At 35.6% G+C, this 20,255-nt stretch carries 16 protein-coding genes; 11 read left to right on the forward strand and 5 right to left on the reverse strand.

What is annotated here, in order from left to right; all coding sequences use genetic code 11:
- The first annotated feature begins 32 nt into the window (after positions 1 to 32).
- Complete coding sequence (locus tag U8521_RS02200; RefSeq protein WP_334351722.1) at positions 33 to 749, forward strand: GntR family transcriptional regulator; 717 nt, start codon at positions 33 to 35, stop codon at positions 747 to 749.
- 54 nt (positions 750 to 803) lie between these two features.
- Here U8521_RS02200 and U8521_RS02205 read toward each other — a convergent pair whose 3' ends face one another.
- A complete protein-coding gene (locus U8521_RS02205) occupies positions 804 to 1,352 on the reverse strand; it encodes an NADPH-dependent FMN reductase (RefSeq protein ID WP_334351723.1) in 549 nt (182 codons plus the stop codon).
- Between the two features lie 317 nt (positions 1,353 to 1,669).
- On the opposite strand from U8521_RS02205, the gene U8521_RS02210 reads away from it, so the two are divergent.
- On the forward strand, positions 1,670 to 2,377 hold the full coding sequence (locus tag U8521_RS02210; RefSeq protein ID WP_334351724.1) for a hydrolase: 708 nt from the start codon (positions 1,670 to 1,672) through the stop codon (positions 2,375 to 2,377).
- 374 nt (positions 2,378 to 2,751) lie between these two features.
- Positions 2,752 to 3,747, forward strand: a complete 996-nt coding sequence (locus tag U8521_RS02215) for a zinc-binding alcohol dehydrogenase family protein (protein ID WP_334333329.1) — start codon at positions 2,752 to 2,754, stop codon at positions 3,745 to 3,747.
- 102 nt (positions 3,748 to 3,849) lie between these two features.
- Here the strand turns inward: U8521_RS02215 and U8521_RS02220 are convergent, their stop codons facing one another.
- Positions 3,850 to 4,626 (reverse strand): Cof-type HAD-IIB family hydrolase, encoded by a 777-nt coding sequence (locus U8521_RS02220; protein WP_334333328.1) that lies wholly within the window; start codon positions 4,624 to 4,626, stop codon positions 3,850 to 3,852.
- Between the two features lie 94 nt (positions 4,627 to 4,720).
- Between U8521_RS02220 and U8521_RS02225 the strand changes: the two genes are divergently transcribed.
- The 4 genes from U8521_RS02225 (at position 4,721) to U8521_RS02240 (ending at position 9,472) form a co-directional block, all read left to right on the forward strand.
- On the forward strand, positions 4,721 to 5,467 hold the full coding sequence (locus tag U8521_RS02225; protein WP_334333327.1) for a winged helix-turn-helix domain-containing protein: 747 nt from the start codon (positions 4,721 to 4,723) through the stop codon (positions 5,465 to 5,467).
- Entirely contained in the window at positions 5,467 to 6,960 is a 1,494-nt protein-coding gene (locus U8521_RS02230) for an ATP-binding protein (protein ID WP_334333326.1), read from the forward strand. The genes U8521_RS02225 and U8521_RS02230 overlap by 1 nt, the downstream gene beginning before the upstream one ends.
- Positions 6,961 to 7,160: 200 nt before the next feature.
- Positions 7,161 to 7,784 (forward strand): GyrI-like domain-containing protein, encoded by a 624-nt coding sequence (locus U8521_RS02235; RefSeq protein ID WP_334351725.1) that lies wholly within the window; start codon positions 7,161 to 7,163, stop codon positions 7,782 to 7,784.
- 23 nt (positions 7,785 to 7,807) lie between these two features.
- The gene (locus U8521_RS02240; protein ID WP_334351726.1) at positions 7,808 to 9,472 is read left to right on the forward strand and encodes a 6-pyruvoyl-tetrahydropterin synthase-related protein; all 1,665 of its coding nucleotides are present in this window, start codon (positions 7,808 to 7,810) and stop codon (positions 9,470 to 9,472) included.
- Between the two features lie 48 nt (positions 9,473 to 9,520).
- Here U8521_RS02240 and U8521_RS02245 read toward each other — a convergent pair whose 3' ends face one another.
- Together U8521_RS02245 and U8521_RS02250 are read right to left on the reverse strand one after the other, a co-directional pair.
- Positions 9,521 to 11,686 (reverse strand): LTA synthase family protein, encoded by a 2,166-nt coding sequence (locus U8521_RS02245; protein ID WP_334351727.1) that lies wholly within the window; start codon positions 11,684 to 11,686, stop codon positions 9,521 to 9,523.
- 89 nt (positions 11,687 to 11,775) lie between these two features.
- Positions 11,776 to 13,929, reverse strand: coding sequence for an LTA synthase family protein (locus tag U8521_RS02250; RefSeq protein WP_334333322.1), 2,154 nt, complete (start codon positions 13,927 to 13,929; stop codon positions 11,776 to 11,778).
- A 113-nt stretch (positions 13,930 to 14,042) separates the two neighbouring features.
- Between U8521_RS02250 and U8521_RS02255 the strand changes: the two genes are divergently transcribed.
- Positions 14,043 to 14,663 carry a VanZ family protein gene (locus U8521_RS02255; protein WP_334333420.1) on the forward strand — a complete coding sequence of 207 codons (621 nt, stop codon included), beginning with the start codon at positions 14,043 to 14,045 and terminating at the stop codon, positions 14,661 to 14,663.
- Between the two features lie 58 nt (positions 14,664 to 14,721).
- The gene (locus tag U8521_RS02260) at positions 14,722 to 16,062 is read left to right on the forward strand and encodes a glucose-6-phosphate isomerase (RefSeq protein ID WP_334351728.1); all 1,341 of its coding nucleotides are present in this window, start codon (positions 14,722 to 14,724) and stop codon (positions 16,060 to 16,062) included.
- A 66-nt stretch (positions 16,063 to 16,128) separates the two neighbouring features.
- On the opposite strand, the gene U8521_RS02265 is transcribed toward U8521_RS02260, so the two are convergent.
- A complete protein-coding gene (locus U8521_RS02265; protein ID WP_334333320.1) occupies positions 16,129 to 16,962 on the reverse strand; it encodes a LysR family transcriptional regulator in 834 nt (277 codons plus the stop codon).
- A 252-nt stretch (positions 16,963 to 17,214) separates the two neighbouring features.
- Between U8521_RS02265 and U8521_RS02270 the strand changes: the two genes are divergently transcribed.
- Together U8521_RS02270 and U8521_RS02275 are read left to right on the forward strand one after the other, a co-directional pair.
- Positions 17,215 to 18,522: a YeeE/YedE family protein gene (locus tag U8521_RS02270; protein ID WP_334351729.1), complete on the forward strand. Its 1,308-nt coding sequence runs from the start codon at positions 17,215 to 17,217 to the stop codon at positions 18,520 to 18,522.
- Between the two features lie 12 nt (positions 18,523 to 18,534).
- Positions 18,535 to 20,241: an FAD-dependent oxidoreductase gene (locus U8521_RS02275; protein ID WP_334333318.1), complete on the forward strand. Its 1,707-nt coding sequence runs from the start codon at positions 18,535 to 18,537 to the stop codon at positions 20,239 to 20,241.
- Positions 20,242 to 20,255 lie beyond the last annotated feature (14 nt).

A 20,255-nucleotide genomic window follows, 5' to 3' on the forward strand; every position in this document is an offset into this window, starting at 1 on the left:
GTATATACAATTGATGTATGAGAGGTACTTTTATGTATAGATATAGAGAAATATATTCTGATATTAAAAAGAATATTTTAACCAATCACTATAGAGCGGGGAAGCCATTACCTACGCAAGAATCACTGTCTAATAAGTATGATGTCAGTCGCTTGACGTTAAAAAAGGCTTTAAATTTATTACTAGATGAAGGCTTGATTGTTAGTAAGCAAGGTTCAGGTACATATGTACGTAACCAACCATTGTCTAGAAATGATGAATTACTACCATTGGATATGCCGATTGGTGTGACTTATTCGCATCGTGACCAAAAGATTACTAGTAAGGTTATTAGTTTTGGAGCACGATTGCCGACTGAGGAGGAACGCAAGAACTTGTCGATCAAATCGAATGAACCGGTTTATGAAATAAGGCGAGTGCGATTAGTGAATGGAAAAAGGTATAGTTTTGAGCATACGATTATGCCGACAAGTATTGTTCCTCTAGATGAAAAAGTAATTGAAGGATCAATTTATGATTTCTTGGGTCAACACAAAATAATGATGACTGATGCGAGAAGAATTATTTATGCAGATGGTGCTAATAAAGAAATTGCTAACGCTCTGAAAGTTGAAGAAAAATCACCAATTTTGACGATTGAACAAGTTGCTTTTGATCAAAATGGTGTAGCATTTGAATATTCTCACTCTAGTTTCTTGAGTGATAAGAGCAAGTTTGTACTTGACGTGCATCGCTCAAGTAATTGGTAAAACAAAAAAGCCGCTACACAAATGTGTAACGACTTTTTTGATATAGCAGACTGATTAATATTTGTTCAACAATTCAACATAAGCATCAACAATACTTTGTAAGAAGCCGACTGTACCTTCAGCAACGTTTCCTTGGTCATCAAGAATCTTTGTAACATTACCGATGTAAGCTTCTGGTTGTTGCAATGTAGGCATATTCAAGAATACTAATGATTGACGTAATGCGTGGTTAGCACCGAAACCACTGATAGCACCAGGTGAAACACTGATTACAGCAGCAGGCTTTTTATCCCAAGCACTTTCGCCGTATGGACGTGAACCAACATCAATTGCATTCTTCAAACCACCAGGAATTGAACGGTTGTATTCAGGTGTAACGAATACTACACCACTAGCATCTTTAATTTGATTTCTGAATTCTGTATAAGCAGCAGGGACATTTTCTGGAGTGTCGATATCCTCGTTGTACAATGGTAAATTACCAATTTCAACAAATTCTGGTTCGTAGTCACTAGGGAATAATTTAGCAACGTTTTTAGCAATTTGCTTTGAGAATGATCCCTTACGTAAACTACCAACAATAATAGCAATCTTTTTTGACATGTAAAATTCCTCCAAATCCTTTGATGTTTTTAAATTAACATAAATAGTTTTTTTCAACAAATATTTGTTCTCGCAAACAAAAATAAATTATTTTGTCTTAGAAATCGGTTATAAAAATATTGACAAAGAATTCACAATGTGCTCTAAAAATTAAAAAACGTCAAAATACAAAATATTATTTATTAATAAATAACCCTGATTACAGGAACATTACAAAAAATACTAACACGCCGATTTTTTTATTGTTCGTGTAATCTAAATGAAATATTCATCTTGTATAGTGTCTTCTGGTAAACGAAAAGCCGGGGAGAGATTAGTTGTTTAAGCAAATTAAATTAGAAGCACTACTTATTATTAGTTTGATCGTCACAGGGGGTATGGGATACACAGTCGCTTATGCCGCAGATTCAACAACAGACCAAACAAGTAATGCAACGGATTTTAGAAAAACATTGACTAATTTGGAAACAAAAGAACAAGTCAGTGATAATGCCGATAAACTAAATAAGAAAATTACATTACCAGACAATAAAGAATTTATGCCTGGAATTGAATACAGTGAAAAAGATCCTAACATGGATATGGATGAAGTTGAAACTGAAGAAGTTGTAGAAAACGAATCATCAGAAACTTCACAAGTTGCCATCACGCAAGGAGCTAGTGAGCCACCAGTTGAATACCAAAATCAAACTCAACAAACGACTCAAACTCAGCAGACGCAACAAGTACAACAGACAGTACAACAACCAACAACTAGAAACGTTGGAACATTCAAAATCAGTTTTTATGATCCAGCCGTATTAGGGTCAAACATGGGTTACTCAGGAGTAGCCACAAACCTAGGAGTTATTCCAAGAGGTTCAAGATTAAAGATTACCACTGCACAAGGGGATGTTTGGTATCGAACAGTTAATGATACAGGAACATTTGCATACAGTAATCCATATCAAATCGACGTTGCCATGCCAAATAGCATGATTCCTTCATACGGAATTACTAGTGCAACAGTAGAAATTATCGGTTAACAGTTGAATAGGTATTATAAAGGCAGCATCTATTTTTGAATAGATGTTGTTTTTTCTTTGCTATTCCGGACTGAATTTCACACTTTTTGGTTATTTACTTTCCATTCGTTTAGAAATAGTAATTCTATAACGTATCCAGACCATAAATCAGGTTCCAATCAATTTTGAATGGAACTTATATCCAATTCAGAATTTATGGAAATACAGCGTAGATTCGTATCTGGTCTGGAGTAACAGCTCTGGGAAATGCTCAGCTGCCGTACATTCTCAAGCCATGATAACCCCTACTTTCAAAAAGAACGATGCAACCTCACAATTTCAAAGATAACCATTTTTATTGTAGAATAGAAATAATTATAAAAGGGGTTGAAAAAATGAAAGCATTTGGTGTTACTAATAATCAATTTGATAGCTTTGTTGAATTTGATAAAACAAGAGAGCATCCAACTGGTCGAGACTTATTAGTTAAGATTGAAGGAATTTCAATTAATCCAGTGGATATCGCAACCCGAAAGAAAATTAGTGAGGAATTGTCTGATCCAAAAATTTTAGGTTACGACGGTTACGGTGTTGTTGAAGAAGTTGGCGAGGGTGTTGAAAACTTTAACGTTGGCGACAAAGTCTTCTTTGCTGGTGATTACACTCGTGATGGTTCGTATCAAGAAGAAGAACTGATTGATGAACGAATCGTAGCCCATGCTCCTAAAAAAACTTCAGTTGAAAAAAGCGTCGCTATGCCATTAGTTACTTTGACAGCCAGTGAACTTTTATTTGAAAAATTACATTTAAATCCAGCAGCTGATAATCGTAAAAAAACTATTTTGATTATCAATGGTGCTGGTGGTGTTGGTTCAATCGCCATTCAATTGGCTCATTTAGCCGGTTTAAGAGTAATTGCGACCGCTTCGACCGACGAGAAGGTCAATTGGGTTAAAGACTTAGGAGCTGATTTAGTAGTTAATCACCATCATGACTTAGTTCAGCAAATTCATGATTTAGGGATCAACACCGTCGATTACATTTTAGGTTTGAGTGATAACGATCCCCATTGGCAAGAAATTGTCACTTTGATCAAGCCATTTGGAACCTTTGCGACAATTACTAATTTACGTGAATCGCAAATTATGGATTTGAAACAAAAGTCAGTTGATTTTGCTTGGGAATGGATGTTTACTAAGGCTAAATTCAAATTAGATTCAATGTCTACCCAAGGAGCCTACTTGGAAAAATTGGCTAATGGTTTGGATAGTGGAATGATTGACTCAACCGTCACAAAAGTTTTCCATGGTTTTAATTTGGAAAATATCAAAAAAGCCACGCAACTAGTTGAAGCCGGCCACATGATGGGAAAAGTTGTTATTATAGGATAGAGAGTGGAGCAAGCCGGTTGGGCTATCTAGAGTCTGGCTTGTGCAACTCATTTCAGATAAAAAAGGGGAATGATACGTTGTGTACCATTCCCTTTTTATCGATTAGATTAATTTATAGTGTTTCAAGCCGTTAACTATACCACCGTTAACGTTTTCAGTGGTAATATAAGAAGCAATGGCTTTGACAGAATCTAAACCATTACCCATGGCAACACTGTAGTCGGCAAATTCTAACATTGGTAAGTCGTTATTACCATCGCCGAAAGCATAGACTGGCTTGTCTTCTAGGTCGAGTTCTTTTAAGAGGTGCTTGATACCGCTCATTTTTGAAACACCTTTATTGACAGTATCAACAGAACTTGGACCAGTTTTGTAGAAAGTTAGGTCGTCGAATTTCTCTTGGTAATTAGAACCGTCTCCGGCTGTAACAATGACGATCATAGGTACGTTGTGGCCTTTATAAAAGTTAGGGTCGATTTCTGGCAAGTCTAGGTGAACACTTTTGTAGAAATCCTCAACGAATGGATTAGCAGCATTCAAGTAGGACTCGCTGGCGGTGTGAACACTAACTGTATCGCCGAACTCATCAGCTTGTTTTAGAAGCTTTTCAATCAATTCTGGTTTAATATTGTTCTCGTAGACAACTTTTCCAGCAGATTGAACGTAGGCACCGTCGAGTGTGATGTAAGTGTCAATGTCAGTTGAATTAAGAACTGGATCGATTTCAATTGGAGAACGACCAGTATTGATGACTGGTAAATAACCATTCTCTTTTAATTGACGAGTAGCTTCGGCTACATCAGGATCGATTTCCGATTTAGCGTTAAGTAAGGTTCCATCAAGATCGAAGAAGACAGTTCCTTTATAATTTGTTTGCAAAAGATCACCAACCTAAATAAATTTTGTATACTAATAACATGGTAACAATTTTTTCTTAAATGATATAGTCTAACTTTACAATGGAGTGATTTAAATGAAGATATTGATGATTGAGGATAATAAATCCGTCTCCGAAATGATGGGGATGTTTTTTCAAAAGGAGAAGTGGGAAGCAAGTTTTGCCTACGATGGAAATCAAGCCATGGACATGTTCAATGAGAACCCCGATGGCTGGGATATGATTACTTTGGATTTAAACCTTCCGGGAAAAGACGGAATGGAAGTTGCTAAGGAGATCCGTAAGGTATCTAAGACGGTGCCAATTATTATGTTAACCGCTCGCGATACCGAAAGTGATCAAGTATTAGGGTTAGAGTTTGGAGCTGACGATTACGTTACTAAGCCATTTAGCCCCATCACTTTGATTGCTAGAATGAAGGCAATTCATCGTAGAGATGAAAATATGGCCGAGAAATTAGCTGAAAGTTCAGTTAATGCTACAGTTGAAGAAGCTGATGATGGTTTTGATATCAACACAGGTTTCTTCAAGTTGAATTCAAGTACGCGTGAAGCTTATTTAAATGATAAGGAAATTCCTGATTTGACACCGAAGGAATTTGATTTGTTAAAGACTTTGGCAAGTAAACCTAAACAAGTCTTCTCCCGTGAACAACTACTAGAATTAGTTTGGGATTACGACTACTTCGGGGAAGAAAGAACTGTCGATGCCCATATTAAGAAATTACGTCAAAAGATCGAAAAAGTTGGTCCACAAGTTATTGAAACTGTTTGGGGAGTGGGTTACAAGTTCGACGATACTGATGCAAAGGCTAAAGCTTAATGAAACTAATCTATCAAAATATGATAAGTTTTTTGGTTGTTATTCTGACGACTTTGGGGATTATTCTGTATTCAGTCACTAGTGCGGCTACGAGTTGGGAATACAATCGAACTTATAAGAGTTTGGAAAGTTATGCTGGAAATTTGGAAAAGATTGCTTTGAAAACTGATCCGAAGACTGGTCAGATTCATAATATAACTGGCGATAATATTCGAACCGTTGAACAGGTTCTGTCAGAACGTAATGTCCAGTTTGCAATTTTTGATTATCAAAATAATCAAGTCTATCCAAATCCACCTAGCAATGTTAAATTGCATTTAAAACAGTCTTATTGGAAGAAATTAAAGCAAGGCAAAACGATTCGTAATGTCCAAAAACTACAAGATACTGATGGAAATCCGCGACTGCGAAAGGACGACAATCGAAGTTATGTTTACGTTCTGACACCGTGGTTCCAAAATGGTAAATTGATTGCGGCCGTTTGGGCAGGATCAGATGTTTCAGAATTGCAGACAAATATCGGTGAAATCAATAGTCGACTTTATTTTGCCCTATTAATTTCCTTATTAGCAGCGGTTATTTTGAGTTTCTTACTATCTAGATATCAAGTCAATCGAATCAACCGTCTGCGTGGTGCGACGAAGAAAGTTGCCAACAATGACTTCTCAGTTCATATCGAAAGTAAGAATCGGGATGAATTGGATGATTTGGCTGATGATTTCAACCAGATGGTTAAGTCACTAGAAGCTTCAGATAAAGAAATTAAGCGCCAGGAACAACGACGCAAGGAATTCATGGCTGATGCATCTCATGAGATGAGAACGCCGCTGACGACTATCAATGGCCTTTTGGAAGGTTTAGCTTATGATGCTATTCCTGAAGAGTCGAAAGGTCAAAGTATCCAGTTGATGAGAAATGAGACTAAACGTTTGATTCGTTTGGTCAATGAAAATCTTGATTATGAAAAGATTCGGACTAATCAAATCACGATGGCTAAGCGAGTCTTTGATGCCAATAAACCATTGCAAGATATTACTTCACAGTTGGAGAAAAAAGCTACTGCTTCAGGTGATGAATTGATCTTGAAGCAGTACGATGGCGAATTGAAGACCTTTGCTGATTACGACCGATTCGTTCAAGTGATGTTTAACATCATTCAAAATGCTATCCAATTCACGGAAAATGGCAAGATTTTTGTCAATGGCACGCGTGATGAGGATCGTCATGCTTCAGTCTTTACCATTTCTGATACCGGAATTGGGATGTCTGAGGATCAGGTGAAAAACATTTGGGATCGCTATTATAAAGCTGATCCATCGCGGAAGAATCGTAAGTATGGTGAATCCGGCCTTGGTTTGTCGATCGTTCATCAGTTGATCGAGAATCACGGTGGCGAAATCGAAGTCAAGAGTAAGCTCAATGAAGGAACGACGTTCATCGTGACACTCTTTGACGAAGGGTTCGAACACAAGAACGAAGAAAAAGCTGAATAATTATAATTAGAGAGTGGAACAAGCCGGTTAGACTCGGACAGATAGCCTAATTCCACGAATTGCGCACCGAGTTTGTGTGTGATTTGGGGAATGTAGCTATATGGCTGAGTCTGGCTTGTGCAACTCGTTTCAATAATAAAAATACTTCTAATTAATTATGATTAGGAGTATTTTTAGTATAAAAAGGATAGGTGGAAATAATGAAATATGAATCACGCAAGCAAGAAAAAGATTTGTACTCGACTAAGAAAAAGCCAGTGTTGCTGACAGTTCCGAAACAACGGTTTATTTCTTTACCAGGTGTTGGAGATCCCAACAAAGATGGTTTCCAACAACGAATTCAAACTCTCTATCCGGTCGCTTACGGAATTAAAATGGCCTATAAGAAATTTGCAGTCAATAAAGATTTTGAGTTCGACGATTATGTAGTTTTTCCACTAGAAGGAGTTTGGTCGTTGACGAAAAAGGGTCAACAATTAGATTATTTAGACAAAGATGAATTTGCTTATGATGTCATGATTCGTGTGCCTGACTTTGTGCCTGATGAAATAATTAAATCAGCGATTGAGTCGGTAAGTGTAAAAAAGGATTTACCACTGTTGCCAAAATTGGAAATTAAAGAATATCCCCAAATGGAAGTCGGCCAAATTCTTCACGTTGGCAAGTACGATGATGAACCAGCTAGTTTTGAAAAATTGGACCAACTGGTCGAGGAAAGTGGTAAGAAACGTGCCTCCAAGGTTCATCGGGAAATTTATTTGTCAGACGCCCGCCGGGTTGCACCGGACAAGTTGAAGACGATTTTACGTTATAAAATTGAATAATCGATTATATGGGAGGGTAAGTTATGTTACTTGACCGAAAATACTTTCGACAAATTGTTTATATTTTATTTTATTTTGGATTAACGGTTTTAATGTATCAGATGATAAAAGCAGATGTGGTTTGGTATGGGGATGATACTTACTATCATTTCTTGAGAATAATCAATTTAAGTGATAATTTTCAAAATGGTTTTTTACGATCGAATGTAGCTTTAGATGGTTTTGGACGGATGGGATATGGGATTAATCTGTTTTATCCGTGGTTAACATTGTTACCATTTTATTTGATGAATTTATTGACGGGTGATTGGATAGCTGCCTATTACCTCGGATTAGCTTTTTACTTTTTTGTCTCATTTCTCATTGGACACTATTCGATGAAGAAATTTTCAGGCAATACTTTTGAAGCGGTCATTTTTGCTGTAGTGTATAACTTCAGTACTTACCGTTTGATTGAGTTTTTTTCTAGAGCAGCATTGGCGGAATTTCTAGCAACTGTTTTTTTGCCATTATGTTTTTTAGGATTTTATGAGCTGTTCTTCGGTAAAGGACGTAACTGGCAAGTTTTAGCCATCGGAATGTCATTAGTGGTCCTTTCACACGTTTTAACTACTCTGATGTGTTTAATAATGTTTGTTTTAATAGCCTTAATCTTTATTAAGCAAGTGAAGTTTAACAAATATCGGTTGCAAAACTTGTTTAAAGCAATTATTGCAACTGTTTTAATGACGGCAATTTTTAGTATTCCGTTTGTAATTGAAACGTTGTCACAAAAATATGGCATGCCCAGTCCACAAAAATTAATTGGAAAAGATTTTTTCGCCTTAGTACAGGCTAGTTTTTTTAATGAAAGTGGTCGTCAATTCGAAGGACATCTTTATAATGTGGGGACGGTTATTCTACTGGGCTTGATATTTGGTTTATTCTTCTGGAAAAAGCTGGAACGAAAATATCAGGCAATTTATTTAATGAGTATTTTAACCTTTGTGATGGCAACAAAAGTATTTCCGTGGACTATTTTTAACAAAACACCAATTCAGGTGATTCAATTTCCGTTCCGTTTCTTGATGTTTACGACATTATTTGGTTCCATAATTATTTCAGTTATTATTGGCCAAATTATTAAAACCGTTTCATTGAAAATTCCAATCACACTAATTTTTCTAGTGGCGATTATTGGTTTGTGGGGAATGTCGTTTAAATCAGCATTGGTGGATTCATATATTGCTGATGATAACTTGGTAATTAGTCAAAAGATGATCCAAGAAAAGAAAATCCCTGAAAATTATCTTGAACAATACGTTCCACGTAATGCACAAGACAAATTATCTACAATTGAAGGACACGTCTTGATGATCGATGGGAACAAATCACATCAAAAGCCGCAAAAAAATCAGCAAGAGAATGTTTTTATTTTGAAGGACGTTAAAAAGGATAATATTATTGATTTACCATACATCGCATATCGTTATACGCACGTATTAGTAAATGGACAGAGAGTGAATTTAATCAAAAGTAAGCGCGGGACGGTTCGCTTCCAAGTACCCCAAGATTATCATCGTTTAAAAATTGAAATCACCTATCTTTTTCCAATGAACCGGGTAATTATGATTATAAGTTTGGTGACATGGCTTTACGTGATAGCAACATTGATTTATGAAAAAACACAAAACGAGTTTGGGACATAACATTGCTCTAATGTTATACTCAAACTCGTTTTTTTATTATGAAATGTTCTATTTATTTGTTTTCAAATATGACCAATCATCAATTGGAGTACGATCGTCTTGGAGTTGTAAAGCATCGGTATTGTACAAGTTGGTCGTCGACTTATTGCCATTTCTTGAATAAATGCTGGTTGATTTGTCACCTAATTCATCGCGTGCTTTGACGAGTTGCTCAACTTGATTTTGATAATCATATTTCGATGGATCAACTGGTGTAAATCCAGCTGGGGTATAGAAACGTAATAAGTTTTTATTGTTGACATCATCAGAAATCTTCAATTTTTTGTTGACCTGCTTTTGCCACTTATCCACTTTCATTGCCAATTCCGGATTATCCCTTAGCGGAATCTCAGCACCAGTTTTATTCTCATAAACCTTTGCATCACCATTGTCATTTGGGTAAACGGTGTATTTCGGTGTAATGAAGCTCTTTTTTCTAAAAGCAACTACTTGATTGTGCTGTTTTGATAGCAAATCAGTTCCCAGTTGAACATATTGTTTGGTATTCACCCCCGCTAAATGGAGGATGGTTGGCAAGACATCGATCTCACCGCCATAGGTGTGTTTGATACCACCTTTTAGGCCATCCATATGAATCATGAAGGGAACTCTTTGGTACTGGGTTTCGTTGAATTGACTCCAATTGTCAGTATTTTGATTAAACAATCTCGAAGCAAGTTCTTTGTGTTGACTTTCACCGGCACTATTTTTATCTAAACCATAGTGATCACCATAAAGGACAATCATGCTATTAGTTGATAATCCAGTATCATCTAAGTATTTGAAAAACTCTTCGATTGATTTATCTAAATAATGAGCTGTTTTAAAGTAGTCATTTATTTCGTCATCATCTAAATCAGTAGATTGAAAATCACCGTTGTCATCGTCAGAAAATTGATAACGAACGTGATTAGTAACAGTTAAGAATTTAGTGTAGAACGGTTGTTGCATTTGCTCTAAATATTTAACACCTTCAGAGAAGAGAATCTTATCTTTAATACCATAACCGTTGAGTGAATTCGTTTCTGAATCGGCGGTGTCATAATAACTTTTATCAAAGAAATAATTGTAGCCCATATTTTTATACACAAGATTTCGACTCCAAAAACTACCTACATTACCGTGAAAAACAGCACTGGAGTAACCTTCTTTTTGCGCCAAAATTGCTGGTGCAGCTTGGAAAGTATTTTCAGTTCCTAGTTTGGTAAAGACTGAAGTTCCCGTAGGTAGTCCAAAAAGTCCTGTTTCTAGCATTGTTTCAGCATCACTAGTTCTGCCGGTTCCAACTTCGTTAAAGAAATTGTCGTAGGAAAGTGTATTTTTGTCGTTGTATAACTTGTTTAAAAATGGCGTTACTTCAACACCGTTGATCTTTAAACCAATCAAAAATTGTTCAAAACTTTCTAAGTGGATGATAATAATATTTTTGCCTTTAGCTTTGCCAAAATATTTCTTATTTGGTTCGGCATAGTTTTGCTTGGTATAATCCAAAATTTGGTCGATTTCTGATTCAGTTGCTTCAGAGCGAACTTGGTCATTTTTAACTGAGCGGATTGAATCATAGGGCAAAAAACTATTGATTCCTAAATATTTTACGATATAGGAATGGTCAAAAGTCCTGCCTAATAATTGAGGACGATTAGATTCTGAACCAGCTAAGTCAGCTGAAAAGAGCATAATTCCTAAACAAGATGTAGCTAATGCATTTAATTTTCTGAAAGGTCGGCGGTCAATTTTCACGAAGCGTGACGCAAATAAAATTATGATAAGCACAAAATCGATTAAATAAATTGCATCTCGAATTTGGACAACTCCCAAAGTTGTCGTTCCTAAACCTTTAGCAACTTTACTTGCACCAGTGATTGAATTGAAAGATAAAAAATCGGAGAAGGAGCGATAATAAAGGACATTTGCGTAAATAAAAATTGAATCAGCAACGTAAAGAATCCCCATCACGATATAAGAAATGAGTGGCTTGTTGAAATATAGAGCAATACTCATTAGAAAAACAATCGTCGCAAAGGGATTAACAATCAATAAAAAATGTTGTAATAAATTTTCAATACCTAATGAAAAATCTAAATAATAAGTAAGAACAGTTTTTAACCACAATAGTAGGATCAAAAAGGTCATGAATCCTAGACGTGTGTTTAATGTGGATTTAATTTTTTCCATGTTAGACCTCATAATAAAGTAATTCCATTAGTAATGATACTTTATCCAAGCCAATAAAAAAAGCCGAAGAATAATTCTCCGACTTTAGTCTATCTACTTGTTTCTTTGGTGCCTTGTTTCAAAATACTGGACCAACTATCAATATAAGTTCGGTCACCGTTGAATTCTGGGGCGTCAGTATTATATAAATTTGTAGTTGATTTATTGTTATTTTGTGAGTAAACACTTGTTGATTTCAAATTGAGAGCATCTCTTGTTTGAACTAGTCGCTCAATTTCATTTTGATAATCATAATCTTTAGGATTGACCGGTGTAAAGCCACTTGGCGTGTAAAATCTCAAGAGATTTTTATTGTTGATCGTATCAGATAATTTTAATTTGTCATTGACATACTTTTGCCATTTTTCGACTTTCTTCTTTAGAATTGGATCCTTATCCAAATCGACCAATTCGCCTGTCTTATTACGATATACTTGTGGATTGCCCTCATTGTCCTTGAGAACAGTATAGTGTGGGGTGACAAAATTCTTATTTCTAAAAATCACGATTGGATTGTGTTCTTTAGATAATAGATCAGTCCCCAGTTGAATGTATTGTTTCGTGTTGATTCCTGCCAAATGTAACAATGTAGGTAGGACATCAATTTCACCACCGTAAGTGTGATTGATGCCACCTTTAAGTCCTTTCATGTGAATCATAAAAGGAACCTTTTGCATTTGAGAATTATTGAAGTCATTCCAATCATCAGTATCGATGCCTAATAGGGGAGCCAAATCAGGATTTTGACTATTTGATAAGCCATAATGGTCACCATAAAGAACAATCATTGAATTGTCGTAAATGCCGCTGCTCTTGAGGTAGTCAAAGAATTCTTTTAAGGCGTTATCTAAGTAATGCGCTGTTTCAAAATAGCCGTTGACAGTACTGTTACTAGTATCTGGAGCTGTGAAGCCATCGTTATCTTCATCGGGTAATTGGAATGGGTAGTGATTAGTTACGGTGATGAATTTAGCATAAAACGGCTGTTGTAATTGCTCGAGATACTTAACACTTTCGGACAACATCAATTTATCCTTGATACCAAAACCTAAACTAGAATCATTAGACTTATTAAAATAACTGGCATCAAAGAAATAATCATAGCCCATATTTTTGTAAACGGAGTTACGATTCCAAAACGTTCCTGTATTTCCGTGGAAGACGGCACTTGTATAACCCTGTTTTTGTCCTAAAATAGCCGGGGCGGCTTGGAAAGTATTGTCACTGCCGAGTTTGGTGAACAAGGATCCTTCAGGTAAACCAAAGAGTCCAGTTTCCAACATGTTTTCTGCATCACTAGTTTTCCCCTGACCAACTTCATGATAAAAATTATCAAATGACATAGTATTTTTATCATTATAAAGACTATTTAAAAACGGTGTGACTTCCTGACCGTTGACTTTATCATTGATCAAGAATTGTTGAAAACTTTCCAAGTGAATGATGATGATATTTTTACCTTTGGCTTTGCCAAAATACTTCTTATTTGGTTTGGCATAATTTTTTTCAACTTCGGCTAAAACGTCATCCATATCTGTTCCGACAGCCTCAGAACGGACTTGGTTATTTTGAACAGTTTTAATTGAATCATAGGCTAAGAAAGTATTTAAACCTAAATATTTAACTATGTATGCACGGTCAAAAGTTCGACCTAGTAATTGTGGTCGGTTACTTTCAGCAATCGTCAAGTTAAATGAAAAAAGAAAAATTCCCAGCATCGTTGTCGCTACAGCTGTTAATTTCTTCATTGGACGTGGATCTATTTTGATGAAACGTGTCAGTAAAAGAATGGCGATGATAATAAAATCGATACCGTAAATAAAGTCATGTCCTTGAACCAAATTAGCAGCACTACCACCAAGGCCCTTAGAGACTTTTGAAGCTCCAGCAATCGTGTTGAAAGACAGAAAATCACTGAATTCACGATAATAAAGAACGTTACCGTAGAGCAGGGCCGATTCAAGAACATATATAACGCCCATAACGATATATGAAATTCGAGCTCGATTGACATATAACGCTATACTCAATAAAATAATTGCCGTGGCGATAGGATTGATGATCAAAATTGAATGTTGTAACGGATCTGTAACGCCTAGAGAAAAGTCGACATAGTAAGCTATAATAGTTTTGAGCCATAGAGTAACAACGAGAAGTGTTAAGAAACCAAGTCGCTTACTCAAAAAGTTTTTTAATTTGTTCATTGAAAATTCCTTATTGTAAAAATTCTTTAATAAATATATCTTAAAGTACTAAATAAATTACTTAATTGTTAGTATAATACGTAATAGGTAAAAAGTGGGAAAGAATGAGTAAAATGATATTTTTAGGACCTTTGTATGCTTATATATATAAAACATATGCAACTAGGATAAATCATTTTCCATTGATAAGGCTTTCTTTTTATGCTGTGGATAAAGCAATATTGTATACCTTATTTTTCATAATTTTAAGGTATTTGTGGATAAAGTTTAAGAAGAAGAAAACTAGTTTTCACTATGAATTTTGGCTAGTTGTTTTTGTCTTTTATGTGCTCCTACTTTTTGCTTTAACAGTTTTTCGGGATGGCTATTTTCTATGGCAATTCAAATTTTACTGGCATCGTCCATTGTCGGAGATCAATTTAAAACCTTTCATTGAAACGATGAAATTGGTCAACGGCCAGTCTTTAGTAGACTTTTTTTACAATTTGTATGGTAATATTATGTGGTTCGTACCAATGGGATTTTTCATACCGGCATTAAAAAAGAAGCCTGTAGGATTTTTCCAAATGATCATATTAGGAGCTTTGATCTCTATATCTATTGAAACGCTTCAGTTTGTGTTAAATACTGGCGTTACTGATATAGATGATGTTATCTTTAATACGATTGGTGCAGCACTAGGATATTTATTATATTTTGTTGGAAAATGGATAAAAAAGCTAATAAAAATTTGATATTTTCTTCAAAAATGATTAATCTAGTTTTGATGATATATGTGGAGGAGAGTAAAAAATGACACAAATCAAATTTGATGATTCGAAATTAAACAAGTTCATTCATGAAAATGAACTTGGCGAGATGCAAGCACTTGTAACTGCTGCTGACGACGAACTACGTAAGGGTACTGGTGCCGGTGCCGACTTCCGTGGTTTTATCGATTTGCCTGTTGATTACGACAAGGATGAATTCGCTCGCATTAAGAAAGCTGCTAAAAAGATTCAATCAGACTCAGAAGTCTTCGTTGGAATCGGTATTGGTGGTTCATATTTAGGTGCTCGTGCCGCTATTGATTTTCTAAGTTCATCATTCTACAACGTTCACAATGAAAAAGATGTTCCAGAAGTTTACTTCTGTGGTAACTCAATTTCACCAAATTACTTGGCAGATTTGCTTGAAGTAATCGGTGACCGTGACTTCAGTATCAACGTTATTTCAAAATCTGGTACAACAACAGAACCTTCAATTGCTTTCAGAATTTTGAAAGCTAAGTTGATTGAAAAGTATGGTGCTGAAGGTGCTAAAGGCCGTATCTATGCTACAACAGATCGTGCAAAGGGTGCTTTGAAGACAGAATCAGATGCTGAAGGTTACGAAGAATTCGTTGTTCCTGATGATATCGGTGGTCGTTTCTCAGTTCTTACAGCTGTTGGTCTATTGCCAATCGCCGTTGCTGGTATCGACATTGACAAGTTGATGGAAGGTGCTGCACAATCACGCAGTGACTACTCATCAGCCGATCTTACAAAGAATGATGCTTACAAGTATGCTGCTCTAAGAAATATCTTGTATCGTAAGGGTTACACAACAGAATTGCTAGAAAACTATGAACCAAACGTTCAATACTTTGGTGAATGGTGGAAGCAATTGATGGGTGAATCTGAAGGTAAAGATCAAAAGGGTATCTACCCATCATCAGCTAACTTCTCAACTGATTTGCACTCATTAGGTCAATATATCCAAGAAGGTCGTCGTAACTTGATGGAAACTGTTGTTTTGATTGACCAACCAAGACATGATGTTACAATTCCAGCTGAAAAAGATAACCTTGACGGTTTGAAGTACTTGGAAAACAAGTCAATGGATTACGTTAACAAGAAGGCTTACGAAGGTGTTGTTCTAGCACATACTGACGGTGGCGTTCCTGTTATGACAGTTCATATCGAAAAACAAGATGCTTATAACCTAGGTTACTTGATGTACTTCTTCGAAATTGCTGTTGGTATTTCAGGTTACTTGAATGGTATCAACCCATTCAACCAACCAGGTGTTGAAGCATACAAGAATAACATGTTTGCTCTACTTGGTCGTCCTGGCTATGAAGAACTTGGCAAAGAATTGAACAAGAGACTATAATTTTAAAATTAATTGATAATTAAAAGAAGATAGTAATTCCAAATTTGGAATTACTATCTTTTTTTGTTAAAAATGAAGTTGTGGCAACAACGTTCTTACTAAGTGAATTAGATTTTGAATTTCCTTGGAATTAGGGATTTTTGCGTTGATCAAATAATATTTGATTGAATAATCTTTTGAAAGCTGTTGAAAGGGAACAATTGTGTCTTCAATAGATTTTTTACAAATAATTGATTGACCAATTCCTAAAGTAACAAGACGACTGATTAAATTTGTATCATTAACTTTTAATATTTGTTTTGGTTTAATTTTATTTTCTGAAAAATATTTTTCGGTATACTCTCGTTGAATGGAACCAGACTTTCCTAAAATCCAGATGGGATTGTTTTGATTTCCAGCCTGAACCAAGGCATCATTTGCAAAAGGTAATTGTTCGACATTACTAGATACAAAGGGTCTTTCAACAAGTCCAAAATCTAATTCATGTTTAGAAATAGAGTCGAGGATTTGCTCAGAATCCAATACAACAACTTCAAAATCAAAGAATGTATTTTTCTTTTCTAAACTATTGATCAATTGTGGAATGGTATAAATTGCGTTCATCGGTGAAGCACCAATCGAGCATTTAATGTGATTATTAGAATTTTTTCTGACTAAGTGATTTACTGAAGATTCCCATCCATTCATTAAAAGTTGAGAATCACGGTAAAATCTGTTGGCATTTTCCGTTGGTATTAATCCTTTATTGCCATTGCGCTTGAAAAATATTACTCCTAATTCTTTCTCTAATCGTTTAATTTGAATAGATACAGTCGGTTGGGTTACATATAGTTCCTCGGCAGCACGCGTAATACTTCTCGTTTCATATACTTTTTGAAATGCTCTTATATCCCTAAACATCAAGCTTTCTCCTTATTATTAATAATATTTATGAACCGATTTATAAATATCATGGAGCTAATAGATTGTGAAAAAATTACATTAGTAGATTGTTGCTATTACTATGAGTAAAATCAAAAATGTTTTTATAATAACACAACTAAATTAAAAAATTCACAAGAAAAAACAAGCCTATTTCTTCCTGCTACAGTAACCTATAAATATAATCTATGCTACATTGATGGTACAAAAACAGATAGGGGGCTAGCAATAATGGAAAATTTAGATCGAAGTATTGAACCACTCAGTCCTATTAGAAGTTGGGATAGACTGGTTGGATTTATTTTATTTTTTATCTTAGTTATCGGTGCACCTTTTGTTTTACCTTCAAATATGCATTATCTAAGGTTATTAATGGGGCTTGCACTTGGTTATATTTTATCTAGATCTTATACGGGATTTGCCGGAAGTGTCAATCGTGCATATAATACGGGTCCGACAAAATTAATGAGAACTATGATGTTCATGTTTTTGATTACCGCAATTGCTAATGTGACATTTTTGATGTTTGCTAAAGATTTAACGGTTTATTCACTATCAATTAACCCAATTAATATAGGTTTGATCTTGGGTGGATTGCTTTTTGGTTTTGGCATGGCCTTTTCTTCATGTTGTGCTACTGGTGTTATGACCGATTTGGCAACTGATTTACCAAGAGCTGGAGTAACATTGGTTTTCTTCTGTTTTGGTGTCTTTATCGGTTTTCCTCTTCAAGCTACACAATCATGGATCAAAAGTTCAATGTTTACGTCACAGACAGGTACTAAATTTGCCCAAGGCGTTTATATGCCAGACTTATTTAAATGGGACGGTTTAGATGGTTATCTCGGATCAATCGTTTTAACAACTATTTTAGTTAGTGTTGTAATTTATTTTTCATACCGTTACGAAAAGAAACGTCGCCAAAAATCAACATACGTGGGTGTTCCTTCAGAGCGTGTACAAGATAATCCTAAAGAGGAAGATATTGCTAATTTTACAATGAATAGTGAATCAACTTATAACGTATTGTTTAGAAAACCTTGGACATTAAAGCAAGGCGCAGTTGGTATGGCAATTATCTTTGTTTTGATGATGGGATTAACTAAATCTGGTTGGGGTGCATCTACACCTTATGGTTTCTGGTTCGGGAAAGTGCTTAATACTTTTGGAGTCTCAGCTACATCATTAGCTAATTTTACTCATCAGCCAGCTGAAGTATTTTCAGGACCATTGTTGGCTAATGGAGTCACTGTTCAAGACTTTGGTATTTTCTTAGGAGCTATTATTTTCATTTTTACAGCAGGTTTGTTTAAAGAAACAATGCATTCAGTTTCTACTTTAAATATGAAGAGTGCGTCATTATTTGCTTTAGGTGGTTTCACGATGGGATTTGGTACAAGATTATCAAATGGTTGTAACGTTGGTGCACTTTACACACCAATCGCACAATTCTCAGTTTCAGGTTGGATTTTCTTGGTTGCTTTAGTCCTAGGAGGAATCATTGGAAATAAATTATCAAAAACTTTAAATGCAAATTAGGGGGAATTTAAAATGGATAAGAAAAAAATTGTTGTTGTAGGTGGAGTTGCCGGAGGAGCATCAGCTGCCGCCAGAGCTCGTAGATTGGATGAATTTGCAGATATCACTATGTTTGAAAAGGGACCTAATGTTTCATTTTCAAATTGTTCATTGCCATATCATCTGAGTGGGATAATTCCTAACGCCGACGATATTGTTTTGATGACACCGGATCAATTTAAACATCAATACAACATTGATGCTCAAGTCAATTCTGAAGTAATCAATGTTGATACTGATAAGAAAGTGGTTGATGTTAAGGATACTAATTCTGGCGATGTTAAAGAAGTTGAATATGATGAACTAATTCTTTCCCCAGGTGCAGATCCAATCATGCCAAAGAGTATTGAAGGAATTGAGCGTGGTAACGTCTTTTCGGTCAGAAACGTGGTCGATATTAAACGTATTCAAGGATATATTGATGATAATAACGTTACCGATATTGCAGTTATTGGTGGTGGTTTTATTGGACTTGAAGTTTGTGAAAACTTGGCTTCTGCTGGTAAAAAGGTTTCTTTAGTTGAAGCAGCAGATCATGTTCTAGCAACTGTTGATGAAGATTTTGCCCAAATTGTTCATAAGGAACTTTATGACCACGGGGTGAATGTGATTTTAGGTGACGGCTTAGCAGAAATCACGGATGATAGTATTAAATTAGGTTCCGGTAAAGAAGTTAAAGTTCAAATGGTTATTGTTGCTATCGGTGTTAAACCTTCAACTCAATTGGCTGAAAAAATTGGCTGTAAGATTGGTCTAACAGGTGGAATCCAAGTTGACCACCACTATGAAACAAGTATTCCTGATGTTTATGCTGTGGGGGATGCAATTGAAGTAAGTAATATGTTGACTCGCAAGAAAACTAGATTAGCTTTAGCCTTCCCAGCGCAAATGCAAGCTCGTGATGCGATTGATCATATGTATGGTAGAACGACTAAGAATCCTGGTGTTATTGGCTCACAAGCAATTCATATTTTTGATTTGAACATTGCTTCAACAGGTTTAACTGAGAAAGAATGTGTTAAAAACGGAATCGATTATCGTATAGCAACAGTTATTCCTAAGAGCAGAGTTGGCTTGATGCCAAATGCTACACCATTACATGTTAAATTGATTTTTGGTTATCCAAATGGAGAACTTTTGGGGGGACAAGCTTTAGGTAAGTCTGATGTCGACAAACAAATGGATATTGTTGCAACAATGATTTCAATGCATGGAAATATTTCTGATTTGACTCACTTGGAACTTTGCTACTCACCTTGGTTCAGTACAGCCAAGAATGCCGTTAACATGGCAAGTCTTGTAGCGGAAAACATTTTAAACGATGAATACAAAGAAGTTCAAGCTCGTGATGTTCGACAATTAGTTGAAAATGGTGCTTTCATTGTTGATGCTCGTGAACCACAAGAGTATGAAGAAAGCCATATTAATGGTGCAATTAATATTCCATTGAGCCAATTTAGAGATCGTTTGGATGAAATTCCAACTGATAGGCCAGTTTATGTTCACTGTTTGTCAGGCCAACGTAGTTACAATATGGTACGTGCTTTAAACAATCGAGGTTTCAGCAATGTGTATAATATTGCTGGTTCATACTTAGAAATTTGTGAATATGAATATTTTAAGGATCAAACAACTGATCGTAAGCCAATTGTTAATGGCTATAGGTTCGATTTATTGTAAAAAATAGGAGTTGT

It is taken from the genome of Companilactobacillus miaonis (genome assembly GCF_036913615.1).
Taxonomy (GTDB): domain Bacteria; phylum Bacillota; class Bacilli; order Lactobacillales; family Lactobacillaceae; genus Companilactobacillus.

What these genes read in the sequence shown, in the direction of transcription:
- U8521_RS02200 (WP_334351722.1), top strand. Translation starts at nt 33, where the DNA reads ATGTATAGATATAGAGAAATATATTCTGATATTAAAAAGAATATTTTA.
- U8521_RS02205 (WP_334351723.1), bottom strand. Translation starts at nt 1,352, where the DNA reads ATGTCAAAAAAGATTGCTATTATTGTTGGTAGTTTACGTAAGGGATCA.
- U8521_RS02215 (WP_334333329.1), top strand. Translation starts at nt 2,752, where the DNA reads ATGAAAGCATTTGGTGTTACTAATAATCAATTTGATAGCTTTGTTGAA.
- U8521_RS02225 (WP_334333327.1), top strand. Translation starts at nt 4,721, where the DNA reads ATGAAGATATTGATGATTGAGGATAATAAATCCGTCTCCGAAATGATG.
- U8521_RS02230 (WP_334333326.1), top strand. Translation starts at nt 5,467, where the DNA reads ATGAAACTAATCTATCAAAATATGATAAGTTTTTTGGTTGTTATTCTG.
- U8521_RS02235 (WP_334351725.1), top strand. Translation starts at nt 7,161, where the DNA reads ATGAAATATGAATCACGCAAGCAAGAAAAAGATTTGTACTCGACTAAG.
- U8521_RS02240 (WP_334351726.1), top strand. Translation starts at nt 7,808, where the DNA reads ATGTTACTTGACCGAAAATACTTTCGACAAATTGTTTATATTTTATTT.
- U8521_RS02245 (WP_334351727.1), bottom strand. Translation starts at nt 11,686, where the DNA reads ATGGAAAAAATTAAATCCACATTAAACACACGTCTAGGATTCATGACC.
- U8521_RS02250 (WP_334333322.1), bottom strand. Translation starts at nt 13,929, where the DNA reads ATGAACAAATTAAAAAACTTTTTGAGTAAGCGACTTGGTTTCTTAACA.
- U8521_RS02255 (WP_334333420.1), top strand. Translation starts at nt 14,043, where the DNA reads ATGATATTTTTAGGACCTTTGTATGCTTATATATATAAAACATATGCA.
- U8521_RS02260 (WP_334351728.1), top strand. Translation starts at nt 14,722, where the DNA reads ATGACACAAATCAAATTTGATGATTCGAAATTAAACAAGTTCATTCAT.
- U8521_RS02265 (WP_334333320.1), bottom strand. Translation starts at nt 16,962, where the DNA reads ATGTTTAGGGATATAAGAGCATTTCAAAAAGTATATGAAACGAGAAGT.
- U8521_RS02270 (WP_334351729.1), top strand. Translation starts at nt 17,215, where the DNA reads ATGGAAAATTTAGATCGAAGTATTGAACCACTCAGTCCTATTAGAAGT.
- U8521_RS02275 (WP_334333318.1), top strand. Translation starts at nt 18,535, where the DNA reads ATGGATAAGAAAAAAATTGTTGTTGTAGGTGGAGTTGCCGGAGGAGCA.